Source organism: Pseudomonas sp. IT-P294, from assembly GCF_949767865.1.
Classification (GTDB): Bacteria; Pseudomonadota; Gammaproteobacteria; order Pseudomonadales; family Pseudomonadaceae; genus Aquipseudomonas.
In genome coordinates, this window is sequence record NZ_CATKQW010000011.1 from 462,123 (window position 1) to 483,489 (window position 21,367).

Here is a 21,367-nt window from a genome sequence, read left to right on the forward strand (position 1 = left end):
CCTCCGTTTGTCTCTATGTCAGGTTTTCGATGAATCGTTGATGGCTTCGGCCAGGTCCTGGTACTCCTCGCAGGTGCTGCCGCAGATCGATTTGATCCGCTGCAACTGCTCCTGAGCCAGGTCCAGTCGACCTTTGATCACATAGGCCTCGCCGAGGTATTCGCGCACTTGCGCATACTGCGGGTCGAGTTTGACCGATTGCAGGTAGTAACCAATGCCTTCGTCGGTACGCCCCAGTTTACGCGTGGCGTAGCCTCGGTAGTTAAGGGCTTTTGCAGTGTTGGGCTCCTTGAGGGTGTCGAGCAGGGCCAGGGCTTCCTCGTAGCGCCCGTCCTTGGCCAGGCGGAAGGCATAGTCGGTGCGGTCGGCGTCCGGCACCAGGTTGTTGGTTTGCCTCAGGCATTTCTGTTGCTTGCTGTCCCAGACCTGGCCTTTGGGGCAATTGGGCTTGGCCGGTTCTTCTACATCGCCATGCGCCCAGGCCAACGAACCGGACAAGACGGCGGTGAGCAGCAGCGGGGTGGTTAAAACAGCAAAACGCAAGGTCATGAAGGGTGCTCCGGAAGTAGTTTCGTTTCAGTTGAGCCGCGCCCGCCAGCGTCCGGCGGCAATTCTCATGGGCGTCATGAAGAGAACACCTGAGAGTGAACAATTATTCATTTCTGTGTGTCGATCTTTACAAGGAAAGCTCAAATCCAGGCGCTATGCTCGACAGCATTCGTTGTCCATCGGGAGAACTGCCATGAAAGACCAGGTCCATCATGCTGCGGCCGCGGGCTATAAGACGGCCGCCGACACCTATGTTCGCGGCCGCCCGGACTACCCGCCGCAGGTGGCTGACTGGCTGACGGGCACCCTTGAATTGAACGCCCACAAAACCGTGATCGACCTCGGTGCCGGCACCGGCAAATTCACGGGGCGGCTGGTGGCGACCGGGGCGCAGGTGATTGCCGTGGAACCGGTGGCGCAGATGCTGGAGAAATTGTCGTTGGCCTTTCCGGATGTGTTGGCGGTCAGCGGCACGGCGACGGATCTGCCGCTGCCCGATGCCTCGGTGGACGTGGTGGTCTGCGCCCAGGCCTTTCACTGGTTTGCCAGCCCCGAGGCGCTGACTGAAATCGCCCGGGTGCTGAAACCGGGCGGCAAACTGGGGCTGGTATGGAACCTGCGCGATACCCGCGTGAGCTGGATGCCGAAACTGGATGCGATCGTCAACGCGCTGGAAGGCGATACGCCGCGCTTTCACACCGGTGCCTGGCGCCAGGCCTTTCCGCACCCGGCGTTCGGGCCATTGCAGGCGCAGCATTTCAAACATGCGCACACGGGGACGCCAGAGGACGTGATTTTCAACCGGGTGCGCTCCATCAGTTATATCGCGGCGCTGCCGCAGGAGCAGCGAGCGAAGGTTGACGAGCAGTTGCGCGCATTGGTTGCCGGGGAGGCGCTATTGCGCGGGAAGGATGTGGTGACGGTGCCTTATGAAACCTTGGCGTTTGTGGCGGTGAAGGGCAGGTAGATGGGTGGTGCGGCCAATCGCGAGCAGGCTCGCTCCCACAGGGATCTTCAGGGTTGCAGAGATCCCTGTGGGAGCGGGCTTGCCCGCGAAGAGGCCAGTCCAGACACTACAGAACCCTGAGTAGTCCCGCTTTTGGCCGAACCACTGCCTTACTCCCCCAGGCATTGCCTTGTTATAGTCCGGGCCTCATTTTTTGCCCGGTAAAAGGATCACTGCCATGTCTCAGTACACCGCGTTCACCGTCGAACTGGCCGATAAAATCGCCCATGTGCAGATTAACCGCCCGGAAAAGATCAACTCGATGAACGCCGCGTTCTGGAGCGAAATCATCGAGATTTTCCAGTGGATCGATGACACCGACGAGGTTCGTGTGGTGGTCTTGAGTGGCGCCGGCAAACATTTTTCCTCGGGTATCGACTTGATGATGCTCGCTGGCGTGGCCAATGAACTGGGCAAGGACGTCGGCCGCAACGCGCGCTTGCTGCGCCGCAAGATTCTCGCCCTGCAAGCGTCGTTCAATGCCGTTGATCATTGCCGCAAGCCCGTTCTGGCAGCCATTCAAGGCTATTGCCTGGGCGGCGCCATCGACCTGATTGCGGCGTGCGATATGCGTTACGCTGCCGAAGATGCACAATTCTCCATCAAGGAAATCGACATCGGCATGGCCGCTGACGTCGGCACCTTACAGCGCTTGCCGCGGATCATCGGTGACGGCATGCTGCGTGAACTGGCTTACACTGGTCGCACCTTTGGTGCTGATGAAGCGCGCACGATTGGCTTGGTCAATCGGGTCTACAGCGATCATGCCAGCCTGTTGGACGGCGTGATGGGCATTGCCCGCGAGATCGCCGCCAAGTCGCCGATTGCGATCACCGGCACCAAGGAGATGATCAGCTACATGCGCGACCATCGCATCGATGACGGCCTGGAATACGTCGCCACCTGGAACGCCGCCATGCTGCAATCCACCGATTTGCGCGTGGCCATGGCCGCCCATATGAGCAAACAGAAACCCGAATTTCTGGATTGATTAAAAATGACTTCACGCTGGACCACTGCAGTACTGGACACCGATCAACCCGGCGGCTGGGCCGTGGCCCGCAGTCCCGAAGGTTTTATGTTCGATGACAATGGCGCGCTGTTCCCACGCGAATGGCTCAAGCGCCAGGACCTGTCGATCCTTGCCGAGCATGGCATCGGCCATCTGGATGGCGAGCCGGTCTATCTGCTGGAATTGAGCAGTCACAGCGAAGTACCGGGGTGCAACTGGAAGGGGCTGCGCGCCTTCATGCTCGACGGTGATCACACGGTGTACAAAGTGCTCGGTTATGCCGCGCAGATTGGCACCTGGTACCGCGAACACCGCTTTTGTGGCAACTGTGGCCAGGCGGCGACCCAGGTTCCTCGTGAGCGGGCGATGTACTGCGAGTCGTGTGACCTGCGCTATTACCCACGGATTTCGCCGAGCATGATCGTGCTGGTGACCCGGGGCGATGAAGTGCTACTGGCCCGTTCGCCACGCTTTGTGGCCGGGGTCTATAGCACGTTGGCCGGGTTTGCCGAACCGGGTGAGTCGGCCGAAGACTGCCTGATTCGCGAGGTGCGCGAAGAGGTGCAGATCGAGGTCAAGAACATCCAGTACATGGGCAGCCAGTGCTGGCCGTTCCCGCATTCGATGATGCTCGGTTTTCATGCTGAGTACGCCGGCGGCGAGATTGTCTGTCAGGAAGACGAGATCGAAGACGCCCAGTGGTTCAACGTCCACGACTTGCCGCCGTTGCCGGCGTCTCGCTCGATTGCCCGCTACCTTATCGACGTCTACGTGGCGCGGCGTTTAGGCCACGCTGAACCAGTGTTGCCAGGCTAAGCGCACGGTCAAACCCAGCACCACGGTGATGAACACCGGACGGATGAATTTCGCACCGCCACTGATGGCGGTGCGAGCGCCGAAGAATGCGCCGACCATCACCGACAGGCCCATGCTCAGGCCGATGATCCAGTCCACTTGCCCGGAAAACACAAACACCGACAGCGCCGCGATGTTGCTGACGAAGTTCATGCTGCGCGCCACGCCACTGGCCTTCACCAGGTCGATCGGGTAAAGCAGCAGGCTGCTGACGGTCCAGAACGCGCCGGTGCCGGGACCTGCCACGCCATCGTAGAAGCCGAGGCTGAAGCCTTGGGTCGATTGCCACTTTTTCTTGATCGGTGCGTCGCTGTCCAGCGGCGCTTTCGGTGTGCCGCCAAACAGCAGGTACAGACCGCAGGCGAAAACGATCACCGGGAGCATCTTGTTCAGCCATTCCGCCGGCAGATAATGCGCGACCACGGCACCCGTCAGGGCACCGACCAGCGTGCCGACGATGGCGTGTAACCATTGTCTGGGGTGGAACAACTTGCGCCGGTAAAAGGTGAAACTGGCGGTGGCCGAGCCGAAGGTCGAACTCAGTTTGTTGGTGCCCAATACCAGGTGCGGCGGCAGGCCAGCGGTCAACAGAGCCGGGGTGGTCAGCAGACCGCCACCGCCAGCGATGGCATCGATGAAACCGGCAATGAAGGCGACGATAGCCAGAATGGCCAGGGTGGTGAGGTCAACGCTGAGTTCGAAAGGCATGGAATCGGCTTATTCGGCGGGGTGCAGCAAGGGGCTGCGGGGAAGGGCCGATATCTTACCCATATCCAAACTTCGCGGCGACCCGTCTGGCCTCTTCGCGAGCAAGCCCGCTCCCACAGGGATCTCCAGTGTTGTAGAGATCCCTGTGGGAGCGGGCTTGCTCGCGATGCCGGCGCTACATCACTTAGGTTGCGGCCCATTCCCGATCTGCCACACAAACGGCGGCTCTGTCCCGTTGATCGCCCAATCCCCGACAATCCGCGCCTTGTAGATCAGCGGATTGTGCGACGAGACCGTCCGCGCATTGCGCCAGTGCCGGTCGAGCGATTTACCTGCCCGCACATCCGATGCTCCGAGCGCATTGAACAGCTGCGTGGTCGCCCGCAGGATCAGCTCCGAAACCACCACCTGCGCCTTGGCCGATTCGATTTCCGCCGCAACATTCGCCGCCTGCTCCAGCACTTCATCACCCGAGAACCGCGCCAGATACGCTCGTTGCGCCGGTTGTGCGGCCTTCAAGGCTGTTGCTTCGGCGGCATACACAAGGGCGGCGATTTCCCCGACCACCTGCTGCACCTGCGAGTCCTGGCTGACCTGCGCCGCATTGCCATGGCTGTAGATGCGTTTGCGCTCGCGCACCTGATGAGCCACGTCGCGCAATGCCGCGCGGCCGATGCCGGCCTGGGTGGCAAGCAGCACCAACTGATAAAACGCGGTCTGGTATTTGAACCGGGTGGCGAAATCGATGAGGTTCTCGGCGTCCACTTCCGCGTCGATAAACCGTGACGTTCCGCTGCCAGTGGTGCGCTGGCCAAACCCGTCCCAGTCATCGCTTTGGGTGATTCCCGGCTGACGAGTGCGGACCGCGGCAATCACGTCGCCGCCGGTGTCGCTGCGCTGCGCATAGACGTCGATCCAGTCTGAAAACAGGCTGCCGGTGCTGTAGAACTTCTCGCCGTTGAGCCGCCAATGATTGCCGTGGGGCGAGACCTTGGTGATGACGTCGCCAATCGCCACGCTGCCGATCTCAGTCCAGGCGTTGCCGACGAGGTCACCGTCGACAAAGCGTTTGAACCACAGGTCCCGGCCCGGTCCCGGCGGTGCGTTCAAGCGGTCCTCGGCAAAGGCGAAATGCCCGCGCAGGGCCTGGGGCACGTTGGAATCGGCTTCAGCCAGTTCGATCAATAGCTCGAACAACTGGGGCAGGGACGCGCCGCCACCGCCATATTGAACCGGCACCCGTACGGCACCGAAACCGGCTTCCTTCAGCCATGTGATCGGCTCGTGCGGCAGGCTGCGCGATTGTTCGCGTTCAATGGCGCCAGCGGCGATGCGCTGGAAGATCGGCCGGAATCTCGAGGCCAGCGCCTCATAGTCAGTGCCAATGGACAGAGGATTGATGATCTGGTGTTCGGTCATGGGTCGTCTCCTTGGAACGGCGGTGAGTGCCAAGGGGATTGCAGGGTCCATGCCGAGTTTGAGAAGCCCGTCATTGCGGGCTTACACGAGTTTTTAGCCATCGCAACTGTTGCCGTACCAACAGTCCATCAGCAAATTGCCCCAGACCTACCCGGATTTTTGTGGGAGCGAGCTTGCTCGCGATAGCGGTATATCAGCTAATGAAGATGTTGAATGACACACCGCAATCGCGAGCAAGCTCGCTCCCACAGGGATTTCACTTGGCTCAAGGCATTTACGAATCCACGCTGGCACGGTTGCTGCTCTGACCCAAGGACTTCCCCAAAGTCCCGAGGACAAACCAATGAGTCAGCAAGCCGTCAAATTTGCCTACTGGGTGCCGAACGTCAGCGGCGGGCTGGTGGTCAGCAAGATCGAACAACGTACCCACTGGGGCATCGACTACAACCGCAAGCTGGCGCAACTGGCTGAAGAGGCCGGCTTCGAATACGCCCTGACGCAGATTCGTTTCACAGCCGGTTATGGCGCCGAGTTCCAGCACGAATCCGTCGCCTTCAGCCATGCGTTGCTGGCCGCGACCACCCAGCTCAAAGTCATCGCCGCGATCCTGCCAGGCCCTTGGCAACCGGCGTTGGCGGCCAAGCAACTGGCGACCATCGATCAACTGACCAATGGCCGGATCGCGGTGAACATCGTCAGTGGCTGGTTCAAGGGCGAGTTTCAAGCGATTGGCGAACACTGGCTGGAACACGATGAGCGTTATCGTCGTTCCGAAGAGTTCATCCGCTCGTTGAAAGGCGTCTGGAGCCAGGACAACTTCACGTTCCGTGGCGACTTCTACCGCTTCGACAATTACAGCCTCAAGCCCAAGCCTCTGGGCCAGCCGGAAATCTTCCAGGGCGGCAGCTCGCGCGCGGCACGGGACATGGCGGCACGGGTGTCGGACTGGTACTTCACCAACGGTAATACGCCGGAAGGGATCAAGGCCCAGGTCGACGATATTCGCATCAAGGCGGCGGCCAACAACCATTCGGTGAAAGTCGGCGTCAACGCGTTTGTTATCGCCCGCGACACCGAAGAAGAGGCGCGAGCGGTGCTGGCGCAGATCATCGATCAGGCCGATCCGGAAGCGGTCAATGCGTTCGGCGATGCGGCGAAGCAAGCGGGCAGGGCGTCGCCAGAGGGTGAGGGCAACTGGGCCAAGTCGACCTTCGAGGATCTGGTGCAGTACAACGATGGCTTCAAGACCAACCTGATCGGCACGCCGCAACAGATTGCCGAGCGCATCGTGGCGTTGAAAGCGGTGGGTGTGGATCTGGTGCTGGCCGGCTTCCTGCACTTTCAGGAAGAAGTGGAGTACTTCGGCAAGCGGGTGTTGCCGTTGGTGCGTGAGCTTGAAGCCAAAGCGCAGGTGAAGCCGCAAACCGCAGTCGCCTGAACACCCACGATCGTTCCCACGCTCTGCGTGGGCATGCAGCCCGGGACGCTCCGCGTCCCTGAAGCGGACGCGGAGCGTCCGGTGAGGCATTCCCACGCAGAGCGTGGGAACGATCAGTATTTGGTTTACAGGCCGAGGTCGGAAAGGCCCGGGTGGTCGTCAGGACGGCGACCCAGCGGCCAGTGGAACTTGCGCTCACTTTCCTTGATCGGCAGGTCGTTGATGCAGGCAAACCGGTTGGCCATCAAACCGTTTTCATCGAACTCCCAGTTTTCGTTGCCGTAGGAACGGAACCAGTTACCCGAGTCGTCGTGCCATTCATAGGCGTAACGCACGGCGATGCGGTTGCCGGTGAAGGCCCAGAGTTCTTTGATCAGGCGGTAATCCAGTTCCTTGGCCCATTTGCGGGTCAGGAAACCTTTGGCTTCTTCGCGGTTGTAAGCGAACTCGGCGCGGTTACGCCATTTGGTGTCCAGGGTGTAGGCCAGCGATACGCGTTCCGGGTCGCGGGAATTCCAGCCGTCTTCGGCCAGGCGAACTTTTTCGATCGCGGATTCACGGGTAAACGGCGGCAATGGCGGACGAACTTCAGCGTTAGACATTTAAGGTCTCCCTTTCAAATTAACGTTCAGGCAAGTTGTCGGGCTTATTAAAGTGTTACAGGTCCAATAACTTTCGCGCCATGCATTGCGCATTATCGGCGGCACTGTGATCACCCATCACAAGCGCTACGGTAATGGCACCGTCGATCAGGATCAGCAGCTGTCTGGCCAGCGTCTCCGGGTCGGCTGCGCCATAGTCGGTGCAGAGCTCGCGCACGTAGTCGAGCAGCTTTTGTTTGTGGTCTTTGGCGACCCGGCGAACCGGGTCTTGCGGATCACCGGTTTCACCACTGGTATTAATGAATGCGCAGCCGCGAAAGCCTTCCGAGTCGAACCAGCCTTTGAGCACTGTAAACAGGTTGAGCAGGCGCTCGGCTGGAGTTTCAGCCTGATCGACCGCAGTTCTGAACCAGTTCATCCAGCGTATATCGCGGCGTTGCAGGGCGGCGACGGTCAGCTCCTCCTTGTTGGCGAAGTAGCGGTAGATACTTTTTCTGGAGACGCCGGCGGTTTTCACCAGAAGATCCATGCCAGTGGCGGCGATGCCACTTTTGTAGATCAACTTTTCGGTGACATCCAGAATAATGTCGCGTGTGTCGTTGCTAGTGATTTCGTTCATGTGGCGAACAGTAGAACGATCGTTCTCCTTGGTCAACAGGTTTTATGAAGATCGTTCCCACGCTCTGCGTGGGAATGCATCCCGCGACGCTCCGCGTCGCCTCTCAGAAGCGGACGCAGAGCGTCCATGGCGGCATTCCCACGCAGAGCGTGGGAATGATCGGTCGATCGGTGCAGTAACAAGACCCCAGCGGATCCATGGTGTAAGCTCTCTGGCTATTCGGAATTGACCCTTTGCGAGCCCTATGCCGTCGCTTTTCAAACGCTCTCTGCTGCCTAAACTGCGCAGTTTTCCGCTGACCGCCGATGCCGTCACCATCCTTTCCGGCGCCGCCGAGTTTCGACGTTGCCTGCTGGAAAAAATCGCCAGTGCCACTCAGCGCATCTACATCGTCGCGCTGTACTTGCAACAGGACGAAGCCGGTCAGGAAATCCTTGATGCCCTGCACGCCGCCAAACTGGCGCGTCCGCAACTGGATATCGTGGTGGTGGTGGACTGGCTGCGCGCCCAGCGCGGGTTGATCGGTGCCGGCAAGCAGCCAGGCAACTCGGCCTGGTATCAGGAAGCGACCCGTACCCACGAAAGTGAGGTGCCGGTGTACGGCGTGCCGGTGCAGACCCGCGAGCTGTTCGGCGTGTTGCATCTGAAGGGCTTTGTGATCGACGACTGTGTCATCTACAGCGGCGCGAGCCTGAACAACGTTTACCTGCACAAATTCGACAAGTACCGCTACGACCGCTATCACCTGCTGCAGAATCACGCGCTGGCCGACTCGATGCAGCACCTGATCCAGCACGGTTTGATTGCTTCCAAAGCAGTGCATCGTCTCGATCTGCCGAACCTGCCGACCACCCGCAGCCTGCGCAACGACATCGGCGATTTGCGCAGCCGCCTCAAGCACGCCACGTACGACACCACGGCAGGCACCACGGAGAAAACCGGGTTGTCGGTGAGCCCGTTGCTCGGCGTGGGCAAGAACAATCCGTTGAGCCGGGTGATTTGCGAGTTGATCGCCAGCGCCCAGCATCAGCTGACCATCTGCACGCCTTACTTCAACCTGCCGCTGGCGGTGACCCGGGAGATCAACCGGGCCCTGGGGCGCGGCGTGAAGATCGACATCATTGTCGGCGACAAGACCGCCAACGACTTCTACATCCCGCCGAGCGAGCCGTTCAAGGTGATCGCGGCGCTGCCGTACCTTTACGAGATCAGCCTGCGACGCTTTGCCAAACGGCACCAGGAAAGCATCGACAGCGGCAAGCTCAACCTGCATTTGTGGAAGGACGGCGACAACACCTACCACCTCAAAGGCATGTGGATCGACAAGCGCTACACCTTGTTGACCGGCAACAACCTCAACCCGCGCGCCTTCCGCCTCGACCTGGAAAACGCGCTGCTGATCGATGATCCGAAAGGTGAACTGCTGGAGTCGCGCAGCAAGGAGCTGGGGGAGATTTTCCAGAACACCGCCCGCATCGGGCGTTATCAGGATCTGGACACTTTGCTGGAATACCCGCCGGCGGTGGCCAAGTTTTTGAAGCGTGTCAGTCGGGTGCGGATTGAACGGTTGTTGTATCGGATGTTGTAAGCGTTACCGCGCATCTGTGTAGCCTGCAAAAATGTCATCGCGAGCAGGCTCGCTCCCACAGGGGATTTGGATTGAAACCAGATCCAGTGTGGGAGCGAGCCTGCTCGCGATGGGGCCCGCTAAATCACTGCAAAAATCAGTTCAAACCCAATTTCCCGCGCAACGTCGACAAATCCTCAGCCAGCGTATTCACCGGCCCGACCAACGCCTTGCGGTCGTTGTCTTTGACTTTGTCGTAGGTCTCAAAACCACCGTCCTTGGTTTTGTACTTGGCCAGAACCCGGTTCACGCTGGCGAAGTTCTTGTCGACTTTGGCGATAAACGCGGCGTCCTGTTTCTCGATCTGCGGACGGAACAGGTCGACGATTTTCTTCGCACCGTCGATGTTGCCCTGGAAGTCATACAGGTCGGTGTGGCTGTAGCGATCTTCTTCGCCGGAGATCTTGGTCGCCGCCACTTCTTCCAGCAGCGCCGCCGCGCCGCCGACGACTTTCTCAGGCGGGAAGGTCAGGCCGGCCACGCGGGTTTGCAGGTCTTTCACGTCCTTGTCCAGGCCATCGGCGAGCTCGCCCAGGCCCTGGGTGCTCTTCTCGGAAAACAACGAATATTCGATGCGGTGAAAACCGGTGAAGTCTTGCGCCTTCACACCTTTTTCGTGGTCGTCGACACGGGAGTCGATGGACGCATCGAGGTCACTGAACAGCTCGGCAATCGGCTCGATGGACTCGTAGTAAACCCGGGTTGGGGCGTAGAGCTTTTGCGCGGTGGCCAGGTCGCCTTTTTTCACCGCCTCGGTGAACTGCCGGGTGTGGCTGGCCAGTTCGTCCAGTTGCTCGGTGACGTAGATCTTGTAGTCCGAAACCGGTCCCACCAGATCCATCGGCGCCGTCGCTGCGAAAGCCGAAAGCGGAGTGTTGAGCAAGCCTAGGGTCAGCAATAACGCGAGTGGCGACTTTTTCATATGACGGTTCCGTGTGGGGGTATTTATGCGGTTGTTTTTGCAGAAGCGGCGTCAAGCAGCGAGCGACCGATGAAGTCCTGATCGCCCGTCACACCCGGCAGGGTGAAGAAGTACCCTCCGCCGACGGGTTTGAGGTATTCCTCAAGTGGCTCGCCGTTGAGTCGGGTTTGCACGGTGATGAAGCCTTTTTGCAGATCGGCCTGGTAGCAGATGAACAGCAGGCCCATGTCGAGCTGACCGTTCTTGTTCACCCCGTTGGAGTAGTTGAACGGCCGGCGCAGGATCAGGTTGGCTTGGCTCGCGGCGGTGCGCGGGTTGGCCAAACGGATGTGCGCATCGAGCCTGGTCAGCTTGCCTTCCGGATCCTTGGCATAGTCCGGGACCTCGGTTTCATGAGCACCGCCCATGGGCGCACCGGAACTCTTGACCCGACCGAGAATGCTTTGCTGTTCCTGCAACGGCGTGCGGTCCCAGCGCTCGACGAAGTTGCGGATGATCCGCACGGCCTGATAACTGCCATTCGCCGCCCACGCCGGTTCGTCGCTGCCGGGCTGGACCCAGACAATGCGATCCATGGCCTTGGCATCGTTGGAATTGGGGTTGGCCGAGCCATCGCGAAAACCCAGGAAGTTGCGTGCGCTCTGCGCCGGCATTCCGGGTTTCGCCGGGGCCTGTGGCGGCACGCTGCCTTCCTGTTTCCAGCGCACCAGCAGCAGGTCCGGCAGGTTTTTCACGATGTCGCGCAGGGCGTGGATATTGGTGTCGGTGGTGTTGGCGCAGAACTGCAAACTCAGGTCGCCGTGGCAGCAATCGGCTTCCAGCGCATCGTTGGGGAAACCGACCATGCGGATCAGCCGCTTGGGCTTGACGTCGGCCAGACCGAAGCGCTCATCGAACAGCGACTCGCCGACCGACACGGTGATGGTCAGGTTATCGGGTGTCACCACCGGGCCCAGAATCCCCGAATCCACGGGCGGCAGTTTCGGGTCGACCTGAGCCACCGGGCCACCCTTCATCAGGAACGCGATGCGCTCGTTGAGTGTACGGAACAGCCGCTCCAGGTCCTGGCGGTCGCTGGCCAGCACATCAAACGACACCAGCATGCCGGACGCCGGACGCGGGGTGACGATGCCGGTCTGATGCTGGCCGTGGAAGGCGTGGCGGTCTTCGGTGTTGTCGCTGCTCGGCGCTTCGGTAACTTGCGCAGGGCTTGCGGCCATCGCCGGGCAACTGAGCGCAGCGCCGGCCAGGGCGACGCCGGCAGCGCCCATGCCCATCAGTACGCGGCGGCGCTGGAGATTGAAGTGTTCTGAGTCGTTCATCGGTTTGAGTCTTCTGCGGACAGGCCGGAAAGGCCAAGGGCGGGATCGATGCCATCGAGTGCGTCGGCCAGTGTCCTGGCCTTGTCGGCGATTTGTTTGCGCTGCTCGGCGCTGACCGTGTCGTAGCTCGCGTAGCCGTCCTTGAGCTTGAAACCGTTGAGGTCGGCGTCGAGGGCGGTGATCGCGCTGTCGACTTTCTGCAGCAATTGGACGGCGGACTTGCTCAGCAGCGGGCGCAACAGGTCGACGACTTTGCGCGTCGCATCGAGGTTGGCCGCGAAACCATTCAGGTCGGTGTGGCTGTAGCGTTCTTCTTCACCGCTGCTGGCGCGCACTTCGGCGAGGCTGTTGAGATTGCGCACGACAATGCTCACCAGTTGCTCCGGTGGCAGCGACTGGGCGAGCAATTGCTGCTTGAGCGTGGTGACATCGCGGCTCAGCCGCTGGGCCACCGGCGCCAGATCAACGAGCGTGCGTTGCTGGAACAGCGCGTACTCGATGCGGTGGAAGCCCGCGAAGGCGGGGTCCTGCTCGCGTTTTTCGAAGTAATCGGCGCGGGCGTTGATCGCGTTGTCCAGTTCGGCCAGACGCTGGGCGGCCGGGGCAATTCGTTGATAAGCGGCGCGGGCCGGTGCATACAGTGCCTGTGCCTGGCTCAGGTCGCCGGCAGCAATGGCGTGTTCAAGTGCGTTGACGGCTTTGATCAGCGCCGTGCTTTGGCTGCTCAGGTACACGCGAAATTCCGACAAGGGCCCGATGAACGCGACCATCGACGGTTTGGCCTGGGCGGCAGCCTCTGACGCGGCCGTCGGGGTGACGTGCAAGGTGCCGCGCGGATTGCTGAGCAGGCCGCAGGTGATCGCGTAATCGCCGGGCAACAGGTTGGCGTTGATCACCTGGCTCAAGCCCGGCGCAATGTTTTCCCGTTCTTCGAGCACCAGCACGCCGTCGAGGATTTCCCATTCCACCGCACGGTCCGAGCGATTGACGATGCGGAAACTGGCTCGACCGGCCGGCACCGTCAGTGCATTCGGCTCGCAGCTGTGCGGGTGAATGGTCACGACCACTTCGTCATGGTGGGCCTGGCGCTTGGCCGCCGCCCGTTGCGAGGCGTAGTAGAACAGGCCGCCGGCGGCAATCATCACGATCACCGAACCGGCCACCGCCCAGCGCAAGGCGCGGGGAGGGGAAGCCTGGGAAGGGGCTGGATTTGGCATGGGAGCCCTTACTGACTGGAAGCGGAAGAGGGGTGTTTAGCGGGCGTCGGCGCGGGGAGAAAAAACATCACCAGCGCCACCAGCAGATAGATCAGATAAGCCCCGAGCGTGCTGACGGTCGGCGCGTCCTGATAACCGAACATCCCCGCCAGCACCGAGCCCAGTGGGCCATCCATCGGCAGCGTTGCGCTGAAGTCGAACAGCACCGTTTGCAGGTGATTCCAGATCCCGGCTTCATGCAGCGCTTGCACCGAGTTGGCGAGGATCCCGGCGGCCACGACGAGGATGAACAGCCCGGTCCAGCGGAAGAACGCACTGAGGTTCAGGCGCATGCTGCCGGTGTAGATCAGGAAGCCGACGATGATCGCCAGGATGAGGCCGAGCAGGGCGCCAATCGGTGCCGCCGGGCCTTCGCTTTGCTGGAACACCGCCAGCAGAAAGAACACGGTTTCCAGGCCTTCGCGGGCCACGGCGAAAAACACCATGGCGATCAGCGCCGTGACTTGGTGCCTGGAGCCGGTCAGTGCCTGATCGAGGGACACGTGCAGCGAATGCTTGATCGAACGCGCCACTTTGCGCATCCAGAACACCATCGAACTGAGGATGCCAACGGCGATCAGGCCGACCACGCCTTCAAACAGCTCCTGCTGTTTCTGCGGAAATTCGGCACTGACCAGTTCCAGCCCGCCGCCCACCAGCAGCGCCAGTGCAACGGCGAGGAACACGCCAATCCACACGGCGGGCATCCACTGGCCACGGCCGGTCTGTTGCAGGTAGCTGGCGATGATGCCAACGATCAACGCGGCTTCAATGCCTTCGCGCAGCATGATCAGAAAGGGGACAAGCATTCAGCACCGTTACGAAGCTAGATAGGGTGCTAATTTGTAACATAATGACACTCATTACCAAATAGAACTGATTGCTATTTACCTGAACCTAAGCTGAACAACCTTAAACATCACACTGGAGCCTGTGGGATCTGCATTGGGCTGAAGGCTGCGCTAAGATGCCGGCACTCAACAAGAACAAGGCACACTTCGCTCAATGTCGGAAAAAGACACCATCTCCATTCAACTGGTGCGCGAAGCACTGCTGCAAAGCTGTGCCCCGGGCTCTGCCACCGATGAGGTGTTGAACAAAGTCGGCATCGATCCGGCGCTGCTGCACTCCAACGACGCCCGCATCCCGGCTACGGCGTATGCACGGTTGTGGCGCCTGCTGGCCCGGCGTGGGGACGATGAGTTCTTTGGCATGGACCCGCGCAAACTCAAGTCCGGCAGCCTGGCGTTTCTGTGCCGTAGTTCGATGATCCAGCCGAGCCTGGCCGCCGGGCTGACCACGGGCCTGAATTTCCTGTCGTTGATGCTCGAGAACATGCCCGCGCAACTGGTGCGTCAGCAAAGCCTGGCCGAGATCGTCCTGCTCGAAGACGACCAGGACCCGCGCCGCGCTTTTACCTACTTCACCTACTGGATGATCGTGCACGGCGTCGCCTGTTGGCTGGCGGGGCGGCGGATACCGATTCTGGCCATCGAACTGCGCTGCGCGGAGCCGGATTTCTGCGATGACTATCAGGTGATGTTCTCCGAGAACCTGCGCTTTGACCGACCGCGCACGCGGATGATTTTTTCGGCCGAGTGCCTGGACCTGCCGATCAAGCGCAGCGCTGAGGAACTGAAGCGTTTCCTGGCCCATGCGCCGGCCAATATTCTGGTCAAGTACCGCGATCCGCAGAGCCTGGCCAGCCGGATCAAACACGATTTGCGGCAACTACCCGCCGAACAATGGCCAGAGACCGAACCGCTGGCGCAACAACTGTGCATGTCGGCTTCCACCCTGCGCCGGCGGCTGGCGGAAGAAGGGCAGACGTATCAAGGGCTCAAGGACAGCGTGCGCAAGGAGTTGGCCATCGTCTGGCTGGCCGAGCCGCAGATCAGCTTCGCCGAAATCGCTGCGCGCTTGGGGTTCGCTGATGCCAGCTCGTTTTATAAGGCGTTTCGCAAGTGGTCGGGGTCCAATCCGGGGCATTACCGGAGTTTGATCCTCAACGAAGCTGATTGATCCCAAGCATGTGGTGACTGCGCTGATGCTATCGCGAGCAAGCTCGCTCCCACATTTGGAATGAGTTCCCCCTGTGGGAGTGAGCTTGCTCGCGATGAGGCCCGCAAAGGCGCCACACCATTCAAACCTTGGCCAAACCAGTCAGACAACTTGATAGCTTTGACCATTGTCCCTTTCACCGCGCAGAGCGAGTATTTCCCTGTTACTTACGGTTCCCCCAACCCAATAAAAAAACAGCGGGATTCTGGCAATGCGCGATTACTTGTCTGCGACTTCACAGTTCAACTACCAGCACACCGTCGATACTTCTCTGGCCGGCAATCTGCAGGCCCTCAACGCCTGTGTCGAGTGTTGCGACCGGCATGCATTGCCGGGGCGCATTGCGCTGTTCTGGGAAGGCCGTGACGGCTCCAGCGCGACGTATACCTTTAGCGACTTGCAGGAAAAAGCGGCGCGGTTTGCCAACTTCCTCCTGGCCCAAGGTGTGCAGAAAGGCGACAAGGTCGCCGGCCTCCTGCCACGCAATATCGAATTATTGATCACCGTGTTCGCCACCTGGCGCATCGGCGCGGTCTATCAGCCACTGTTCACCGCGTTCGGCCCGAAAGCCATCGAGCACCGCTTGAGCAACTCCGGCGCCAAAGTGGTGGTGACCGACGCAGTCAATCGGCCGAAACTCGCGGATGTCGCCGACTGCCCGACCATCGTCACCGTCGGCGGACCCAAAGGCCAAGGCATCGTCCGTGGCGACTACAGCTTCTGGGCCGAACTGGCCAATTATTCTTCCCAATGTGAGCCGGTGCTGTTGACCGGCGAAGACCCGTTCCTGCTGATGTTCACCTCGGGCACCACCGGCCCGTCGAAAGCCCTGTACGTGCCGCTCAAGGCCATCGTCGCCTTCAAGGGCTACACCTGCGACGCCGTGGATTTGCGCCCGGAAGACGCATTCTGGAACCTGGCCGATCCGGGGTGGGCCTATGGCATATATTTCGGTGTCACCGGGCCGATGTCGATAGGGCATCCGATCACCTTTTACGATGGCCCGTTCACCCTCGAAAGCACCTGCCGGGTCATCAACAAATACGCGATCACCAACCTCACCGGTTCACCGACTGCCTATCGCCTGCTAATCGCTGGTGGCGACGAATTTGCCAAGTCGATCAAAGGCAAGCTGCGCATCGTCAGCAGCGCCGGCGAGCCGCTGAACCCGGAAGTGATCCGCTGGTTTGCCGACAACCTCGGCGTGGTCATTCACGACCATTACGGCCAGACCGAACTGGGCATGGTCCTGTGCAATCACCATGGCCTGGAACACGCGATCCATATGGGCGCCGCCGGTTTCGCCTCGCCGGGCCACCGCATCGCGGTGCTCGACGATGAATACAAGGAACTGGGCGTCGGCCAGCCCGGCATCCTGGCCATCGACCGCAGCCAATCGCCGATGTGCTGGTTCAACGGTTACGAAGGCGCGCCGACCAAGGCCTTCGTTGGCAACTATTACCTGAGCGGCGACACCGTCGAATGGAACCCGGATGGCAGCATCAGTTTCGTCGGCCGTAGCGACGACGTGATCACCACCTCCGGCTACCGCGTCGGCCCGTTCGACGTGGAAAGCGCGTTGATCGAACACCCTGCAGTGACCGAAGCCGCTGTCGTCGGCAAACCCGACCCGGAGCGCACCGAACTGGTGAAAGCTTTCGTGGTGATTGGCGAGCATTACCGCCCGACGCCGGAGCTGGCGGAAGAACTGCGCCAGCACGTGCGCAAACGTCTGGCCGCGCATTCATACCCGCGTGAAATCGAATTTGTCAGCGAATTGCCGAAAACCCCAAGCGGCAAATTGCAGCGCTTTATCTTGCGCAACCAGGAAATCGCCAAGGCTCAAGAGGCCGCGGCTCAAAAAGCTTCTGCTTGAATCGAAGGAAACTATGATGCAGATCGAAAACAAGGTTTTTCTCGTTACCGGCGGCGCATCGGGTCTCGGTGCAGCGACCGCTGAAATGCTGGTCGCGGCCGGCGCCAAAGTGATGCTGGTGGACATGAACGCCGAAGCCGTTGCGGCCCAGGCCGAGCGCCTTGGTGCCCAAAGCGTAGTGGCCGACATCAGTAACGAAGCCGCGGCGCAAGCGGCGGTGCAGGCGACGGTCAAGGCCTTTGGTGGCCTCAATGGCCTGGTCAACTGCGCCGGCATCGTGCGCGGCGAGAAGATCCTCGGCAAGAACGGCCCGCATGCGCTGGCCAGTTTCAGCCAGGTGATCAACGTCAACCTGATCGGCAGCTTCAACATGTTGCGTCTGGCCTCGGCGGCCATCGCCGAAACCGAACCGGATGCCGACGGCGAGCGCGGCGTGATCATCAACACCGCTTCGGCCGCCGCCTACGATGGCCAGATCGGCCAAGCGGCCTACGCCGCGTCCAAAGGCGCAATCGTCAGCCTGACCTTGCCCGCCGCCCGTGAACTGGCGCGCTTCGGCATTCGTGTAATGACCATCGCCCCGGGGATTTTCGAAACCCCGATGATGGCCGGCATGACCCCGGAAGTCCGCGCATCCCTGGCCGCCGGCGTGCCATTTCCGCCGCGTCTGGGCAAACCGGGCGAGTATGCCGCGCTGGTCAGGCATATCATTGAAAACAGCATGCTCAATGGCGAGGTGATCCGTCTCGACGGTGCCTTGCGCATGGCCGCCAAATAAGGAGGATTTGTCATGACTATTGCCAACGATCCAATCGTTATCGTCAGCGCCGTCCGCACCCCCATGGGTGGTTTCCAGGGCGAACTGAAAAGCCTGACCGCACCGCAACTGGGTGCTGCCGCGATTCGTGCCGCCGTTGAACGGGCCGGTATCGCGCCGCAATCCGTCGAAGAAGTGCTGTTTGGTTGCGTGCTGTCTGCCGGCCTCGGTCAAGCCCCGGCGCGTCAAGCCGCGCTGGGCGCCGGGCTGGATAAATCGACCCGCTGCACCACCCTGAACAAGATGTGCGGCTCGGGCATGGAAGCAGCGATGCTGGCCCACGACATGCTGATGGCTGGCAGCGCCGACGTGGTCGTCGCGGGCGGCATGGAAAGCATGTCCAACGCGCCGTATCTGCTGGATCGCGCCCGCAGTGGTTACCGCATGGGCCATGGCCGCGTGCTCGATCACATGTTCCTCGACGGTCTGGAAGACGCCTACGACAAGGGCCGCCTGATGGGCACTTTCGCCGAGGATTGCGCTGAAACCAACGGGTTTACCCGTGAGGCTCAGGACGCGTTTGCCATTGCCTCGACAACCCGCGCTCAGCAGGCGATCAAGGACGGCAGCTTCAAGGACGAAATCGTGCCGCTGACCGTGACAGTCGGCAAAGAACAGGTGCTGATCAGCAACGACGAACAGCCACCGAAGGCCAAGTTGGACAAGATCTCTTCGCTGAAACCGGCGTTCCGCGAGGGCGGCACGGTGACGGCGGCCAACTCCAGTTCGATCTCCGACGGTGCGGCGGCGCTGGTGCTGATGCGCCGTTCCGACGCAGAAAAACAAGGCCTGAAACCGCTGGCGGTGATTCACGGTCACGCGGCGTTCGCCGACACCCCGGGCCTGTTCCCGGTGGCCCCGGTCGGTGCGATCAAGAAACTGATGAAGAAAACCGGTTGGTCGCTGAATGACGTCGACCTGGTGGAAGTCAACGAAGCCTTCGCCGTGGTTGGCATGGCGGCGATGACCCATCTGGAAATCCCCCACGAGAAGATCAACGTTCACGGCGGTGCGTGCGCCTTGGGCCACCCGATTGGCGCCTCAGGCGCGCGGATCCTCGTGACCCTGCTTTCGGCCCTGCGCCAGAAAGGACTGAAACGCGGCGTCGCAGCGATTTGCATCGGCGGCGGTGAAGCCACGGCCATGGCCGTGGAATGCCTGTACTAAGGCCAACTTCACCCCTGTGGGAGCCAGCCTGCTGGCGATTGGCTGATACGACGCCATCGCCAGCAGGCTGGCTCCCACAGAGTTCTGTGTCGTACCCCGGATTTTAAGGATTCACCATGATTCCCAATGACGAACAACTTCAGATCAGCGACGCGGCCCGGCAATTCGCCCAGGAACGGCTGAAACCGTTCGCCGCCGAGTGGGACCGCGAACACCGCTTCCCCAAGGAAGCCATCGGCGAGATGGCCGAGCTGGGCTTTTTCGGCATGCTGGTGCCGGAAGAGTGGGGCGGTTGCGACACCGGTTACCTGGCCTACGCCATGGCCCTGGAAGAAATCGCTGCCGGCGATGGCGCGTGCTCGACCATCATGAGCGTGCACAACTCGGTCGGTTGCGTGCCGATCCTCAAGTACGGCAACGATGAGCAGAAAGAACGTTTCCTCAAGCCGCTGGCCAGCGGCGCGATGCTCGGGGCGTTTGCCCTGACCGAACCCCAGGCCGGTTCCGACGCAAGCGGCCTGAAAACCCGCGCGCGGCTGGAAGGCGATCACTACGTGCTCAACGGTTGCAAGCAGTTCATCACCTCGGGGCAGAACGCCGGGGTGGTGATCGTGTTCGCCGTGACTGACCCGAGTGCTGGCAAGCGTGGCATCACAGCGTTGATCGTGCCGACCGATTCGCCGGGCTACAAAGTCGCGCGGGTTGAAGACAAGCTCGGCCAGCATGCCTCCGATACCTGCCAGATTCTGTTCGAAGACGTGAAGGTGCCGGTCGCCAATCGACTGGGTGAGGAGGGCGAAGGTTACCGGATCGCCCTGGCCAACCTGGAAGGTGGTCGTGTCGGCATCGCTTCGCAATCGGTGGGCATGGCCCGAGCCGCGTTTGAGGCAGCCTGTGACTATGCACGTGAGCGCGAGAGCTTCGGCAAGCCGATCATCGAACACCAAGCCGTAGCGTTCCGCCTGGCCGACATGGCCACCCAGATTGCCGTCGCACGGCAGATGGTGCATTACGCGGCGGCATTGAGAGACAGCGGCAAACCGGCCCTGGTCGAAGCGTCCATGGCCAAGCTGTTCGCCTCGGAAATGGCCGAGAAGGTCTGTTCCTCGGCGTTGCAAACCCTCGGCGGTTACGGTTACCTGAACGACTTCCCGCTGGAGCGCATCTACCGCGACGTTCGGGTTTGCCAGATCTATGAAGGCACCAGCGATATTCAACGCATGGTCATTTCGCGCAATCTTTGAGAAGGACTGATTTATGAACAAGAGCTCTGTGAGTTACGAAACGATTTTGTTGGAAACCCATGGCCGTGTCGGCCTGATTACCCTCAACCGTCCGCAAGCGCTGAACGCGTTGAACGCGCAGATCGTCAGCGAACTGAACCACGCCCTTGATGGCCTGGAAGCCGATTCGAACATCGGTTGCATCGTGCTGACCGGCTCGAAAAAAGCCTTCGCCGCCGGTGCCGACATCAAGGAAATGGCCGAGCTGACTTACCCGCAGATCTACCTCGACGACCTGTTCAGCGACAGCGATCGCGTGGCCAACCGTCGCAAGCCGATCATCGCGGCAGTCAACGGTTTTGCCTTGGGCGGTGGTTGTGAGCTGGCGCTGATGTGCGACTTCATCCTGGCCGGTGACAATGCGAAATTCGGTCAACCGGAAATCAACCTCGGCGTGCTCCCGGGCATGGGCGGCACCCAGCGCCTGACCCGCGCCGTGGGTAAGGCCAAGGCCATGGAAATGTGCCTGAGCGGGCGCTTGATCGACGCGGTGGAAGCGGAGCGTTGCGGGATTGTCGCGCGGATCGTTCCAGCGGACGAGTTGCTGGAAGAAGCGCTGAAAGTCGCGGCGTTGATCGCCAAGAAGTCATTGCCGATTGCGATGATGGTCAAGGAAAGCGTCAATCGCGCCTTTGAAGTGAGCCTGTCCGAAGGCGTGCGCTTTGAGCGCCGGGTGTTCCATGCAGCGTTTGCCACGCAGGATCAGAAGGAAGGGATGGCGGCGTTTATTGCCAAGCGTGAAGCGGAGTTCCAAGGGAAGTGATTTAGCGACCTTGAGGGCGCATTCGCGAGCAAGCCCGCTCCCACATTCGACCGTGTTCCTTCAGG

Annotated in this window: 20 protein-coding genes; 11 read left to right on the forward strand and 9 right to left on the reverse strand. The window is 60.8% G+C overall.

The window, feature by feature from the left end; all coding sequences use genetic code 11:
* Nucleotides 1-18 precede the first annotated feature (18 nt).
* The gene (locus ACM6I0_RS09545; protein WP_285434086.1) at nucleotides 19-549 is read right to left on the reverse strand and encodes a tetratricopeptide repeat protein; all 531 of its coding nucleotides are present in this window, start codon (nucleotides 547-549) and stop codon (nucleotides 19-21) included.
* 193 nt (nucleotides 550-742) lie between these two features.
* On the opposite strand from ACM6I0_RS09545, the gene ACM6I0_RS09550 reads away from it, so the two are divergent.
* The 3 genes from ACM6I0_RS09550 (at nucleotide 743) to nudC (ending at nucleotide 3,383) form a co-directional block, all read left to right on the forward strand.
* Complete coding sequence (locus ACM6I0_RS09550; protein ID WP_414922117.1) at nucleotides 743-1,516, forward strand: class I SAM-dependent methyltransferase; 774 nt, start codon at nucleotides 743-745, stop codon at nucleotides 1,514-1,516.
* Between the two features lie 217 nt (nucleotides 1,517-1,733).
* Complete coding sequence (locus ACM6I0_RS09555) at nucleotides 1,734-2,546, forward strand: crotonase/enoyl-CoA hydratase family protein (protein ID WP_414922118.1); 813 nt, start codon at nucleotides 1,734-1,736, stop codon at nucleotides 2,544-2,546.
* Nucleotides 2,547-2,552: 6 nt separating this feature from the next.
* Nucleotides 2,553-3,383, forward strand: a complete 831-nt coding sequence (gene nudC / locus ACM6I0_RS09560) for an NAD(+) diphosphatase (protein ID WP_285434091.1) — start codon at nucleotides 2,553-2,555, stop codon at nucleotides 3,381-3,383.
* On the opposite strand, the gene ACM6I0_RS09565 is transcribed toward nudC, so the two are convergent.
* The gene (locus ACM6I0_RS09565) at nucleotides 3,351-4,130 is read right to left on the reverse strand and encodes a TSUP family transporter (RefSeq protein ID WP_414922119.1); all 780 of its coding nucleotides are present in this window, start codon (nucleotides 4,128-4,130) and stop codon (nucleotides 3,351-3,353) included. The two genes, nudC and ACM6I0_RS09565, sit on opposite strands and share 33 nt — an antisense overlap.
* A 180-nt stretch (nucleotides 4,131-4,310) precedes the next feature.
* The gene (locus tag ACM6I0_RS09570; protein WP_414922120.1) at nucleotides 4,311-5,549 is read right to left on the reverse strand and encodes an acyl-CoA dehydrogenase family protein; all 1,239 of its coding nucleotides are present in this window, start codon (nucleotides 5,547-5,549) and stop codon (nucleotides 4,311-4,313) included.
* Nucleotides 5,550-5,892: 343 nt separating this feature from the next.
* On the opposite strand from ACM6I0_RS09570, the gene sfnG reads away from it, so the two are divergent.
* On the forward strand, nucleotides 5,893-6,987 hold the full coding sequence (sfnG, locus tag ACM6I0_RS09575; RefSeq protein WP_285434094.1) for a dimethylsulfone monooxygenase SfnG: 1,095 nt from the start codon (nucleotides 5,893-5,895) through the stop codon (nucleotides 6,985-6,987).
* A gap of 125 nt (nucleotides 6,988-7,112) precedes the next feature.
* On the opposite strand, the gene ACM6I0_RS09580 is transcribed toward sfnG, so the two are convergent.
* Nucleotides 7,113-7,589, reverse strand: coding sequence for a DUF1348 family protein (locus tag ACM6I0_RS09580; protein WP_222586513.1), 477 nt, complete (start codon nucleotides 7,587-7,589; stop codon nucleotides 7,113-7,115).
* 55 nt (nucleotides 7,590-7,644) lie between these two features.
* A complete protein-coding gene (locus ACM6I0_RS09585; protein ID WP_414922121.1) occupies nucleotides 7,645-8,208 on the reverse strand; it encodes a TetR/AcrR family transcriptional regulator in 564 nt (187 codons plus the stop codon).
* Between the two features lie 244 nt (nucleotides 8,209-8,452).
* Between ACM6I0_RS09585 and pssA the strand changes: the two genes are divergently transcribed.
* Nucleotides 8,453-9,796 carry a CDP-diacylglycerol--serine O-phosphatidyltransferase gene (pssA, locus tag ACM6I0_RS09590; protein ID WP_285434098.1) on the forward strand — a complete coding sequence of 448 codons (1,344 nt, stop codon included), beginning with the start codon at nucleotides 8,453-8,455 and terminating at the stop codon, nucleotides 9,794-9,796.
* A gap of 136 nt (nucleotides 9,797-9,932) precedes the next feature.
* Here the strand turns inward: pssA and efeO (ACM6I0_RS09595) are convergent, their stop codons facing one another.
* The 4 genes from efeO (ACM6I0_RS09595) to efeU are packed head-to-tail and all read right to left on the reverse strand — an operon-like array spanning nucleotide 9,933 to nucleotide 14,144.
* The gene (gene efeO, locus ACM6I0_RS09595; RefSeq protein ID WP_285434099.1) at nucleotides 9,933-10,757 is read right to left on the reverse strand and encodes an iron uptake system protein EfeO; all 825 of its coding nucleotides are present in this window, start codon (nucleotides 10,755-10,757) and stop codon (nucleotides 9,933-9,935) included.
* A gap of 23 nt (nucleotides 10,758-10,780) precedes the next feature.
* Nucleotides 10,781-12,079, reverse strand: a complete 1,299-nt coding sequence (efeB, locus tag ACM6I0_RS09600; protein WP_285434100.1) for an iron uptake transporter deferrochelatase/peroxidase subunit — start codon at nucleotides 12,077-12,079, stop codon at nucleotides 10,781-10,783.
* Nucleotides 12,076-13,296 (reverse strand): iron uptake system protein EfeO, encoded by a 1,221-nt coding sequence (efeO, locus tag ACM6I0_RS09605; RefSeq protein WP_285434101.1) that lies wholly within the window; start codon nucleotides 13,294-13,296, stop codon nucleotides 12,076-12,078. Before efeO (ACM6I0_RS09605) ends, efeB begins: the two co-directional genes overlap by 4 nt.
* 8 nt (nucleotides 13,297-13,304) lie before the next feature.
* Nucleotides 13,305-14,144 (reverse strand): iron uptake transporter permease EfeU, encoded by an 840-nt coding sequence (efeU, locus tag ACM6I0_RS09610; protein ID WP_285434102.1) that lies wholly within the window; start codon nucleotides 14,142-14,144, stop codon nucleotides 13,305-13,307.
* A 196-nt stretch (nucleotides 14,145-14,340) separates the two neighbouring features.
* Between efeU and ACM6I0_RS09615 the strand changes: the two genes are divergently transcribed.
* The 6 genes from ACM6I0_RS09615 (at nucleotide 14,341) to ACM6I0_RS09640 (ending at nucleotide 21,302) form a co-directional block, all read left to right on the forward strand.
* A complete protein-coding gene (locus tag ACM6I0_RS09615) occupies nucleotides 14,341-15,357 on the forward strand; it encodes an AraC family transcriptional regulator (protein WP_285434104.1) in 1,017 nt (338 codons plus the stop codon).
* Nucleotides 15,358-15,607: 250 nt separating this feature from the next.
* Nucleotides 15,608-17,272: an AMP-binding protein gene (locus ACM6I0_RS09620; protein ID WP_285434106.1), complete on the forward strand. Its 1,665-nt coding sequence runs from the start codon at nucleotides 15,608-15,610 to the stop codon at nucleotides 17,270-17,272.
* Between the two features lie 16 nt (nucleotides 17,273-17,288).
* The gene (locus tag ACM6I0_RS09625; RefSeq protein WP_285434107.1) at nucleotides 17,289-18,050 is read left to right on the forward strand and encodes an SDR family NAD(P)-dependent oxidoreductase; all 762 of its coding nucleotides are present in this window, start codon (nucleotides 17,289-17,291) and stop codon (nucleotides 18,048-18,050) included.
* A 12-nt stretch (nucleotides 18,051-18,062) separates the two neighbouring features.
* Complete coding sequence (locus ACM6I0_RS09630; RefSeq protein WP_414922122.1) at nucleotides 18,063-19,256, forward strand: acetyl-CoA C-acyltransferase; 1,194 nt, start codon at nucleotides 18,063-18,065, stop codon at nucleotides 19,254-19,256.
* 116 nt (nucleotides 19,257-19,372) lie between these two features.
* The gene (locus ACM6I0_RS09635; protein ID WP_285434110.1) at nucleotides 19,373-20,500 is read left to right on the forward strand and encodes an acyl-CoA dehydrogenase; all 1,128 of its coding nucleotides are present in this window, start codon (nucleotides 19,373-19,375) and stop codon (nucleotides 20,498-20,500) included.
* A gap of 28 nt (nucleotides 20,501-20,528) precedes the next feature.
* Nucleotides 20,529-21,302, forward strand: a complete 774-nt coding sequence (locus ACM6I0_RS09640) for an enoyl-CoA hydratase (protein ID WP_285434195.1) — start codon at nucleotides 20,529-20,531, stop codon at nucleotides 21,300-21,302.
* The last annotated feature ends 65 nt before the right edge of the window (nucleotides 21,303-21,367 follow it).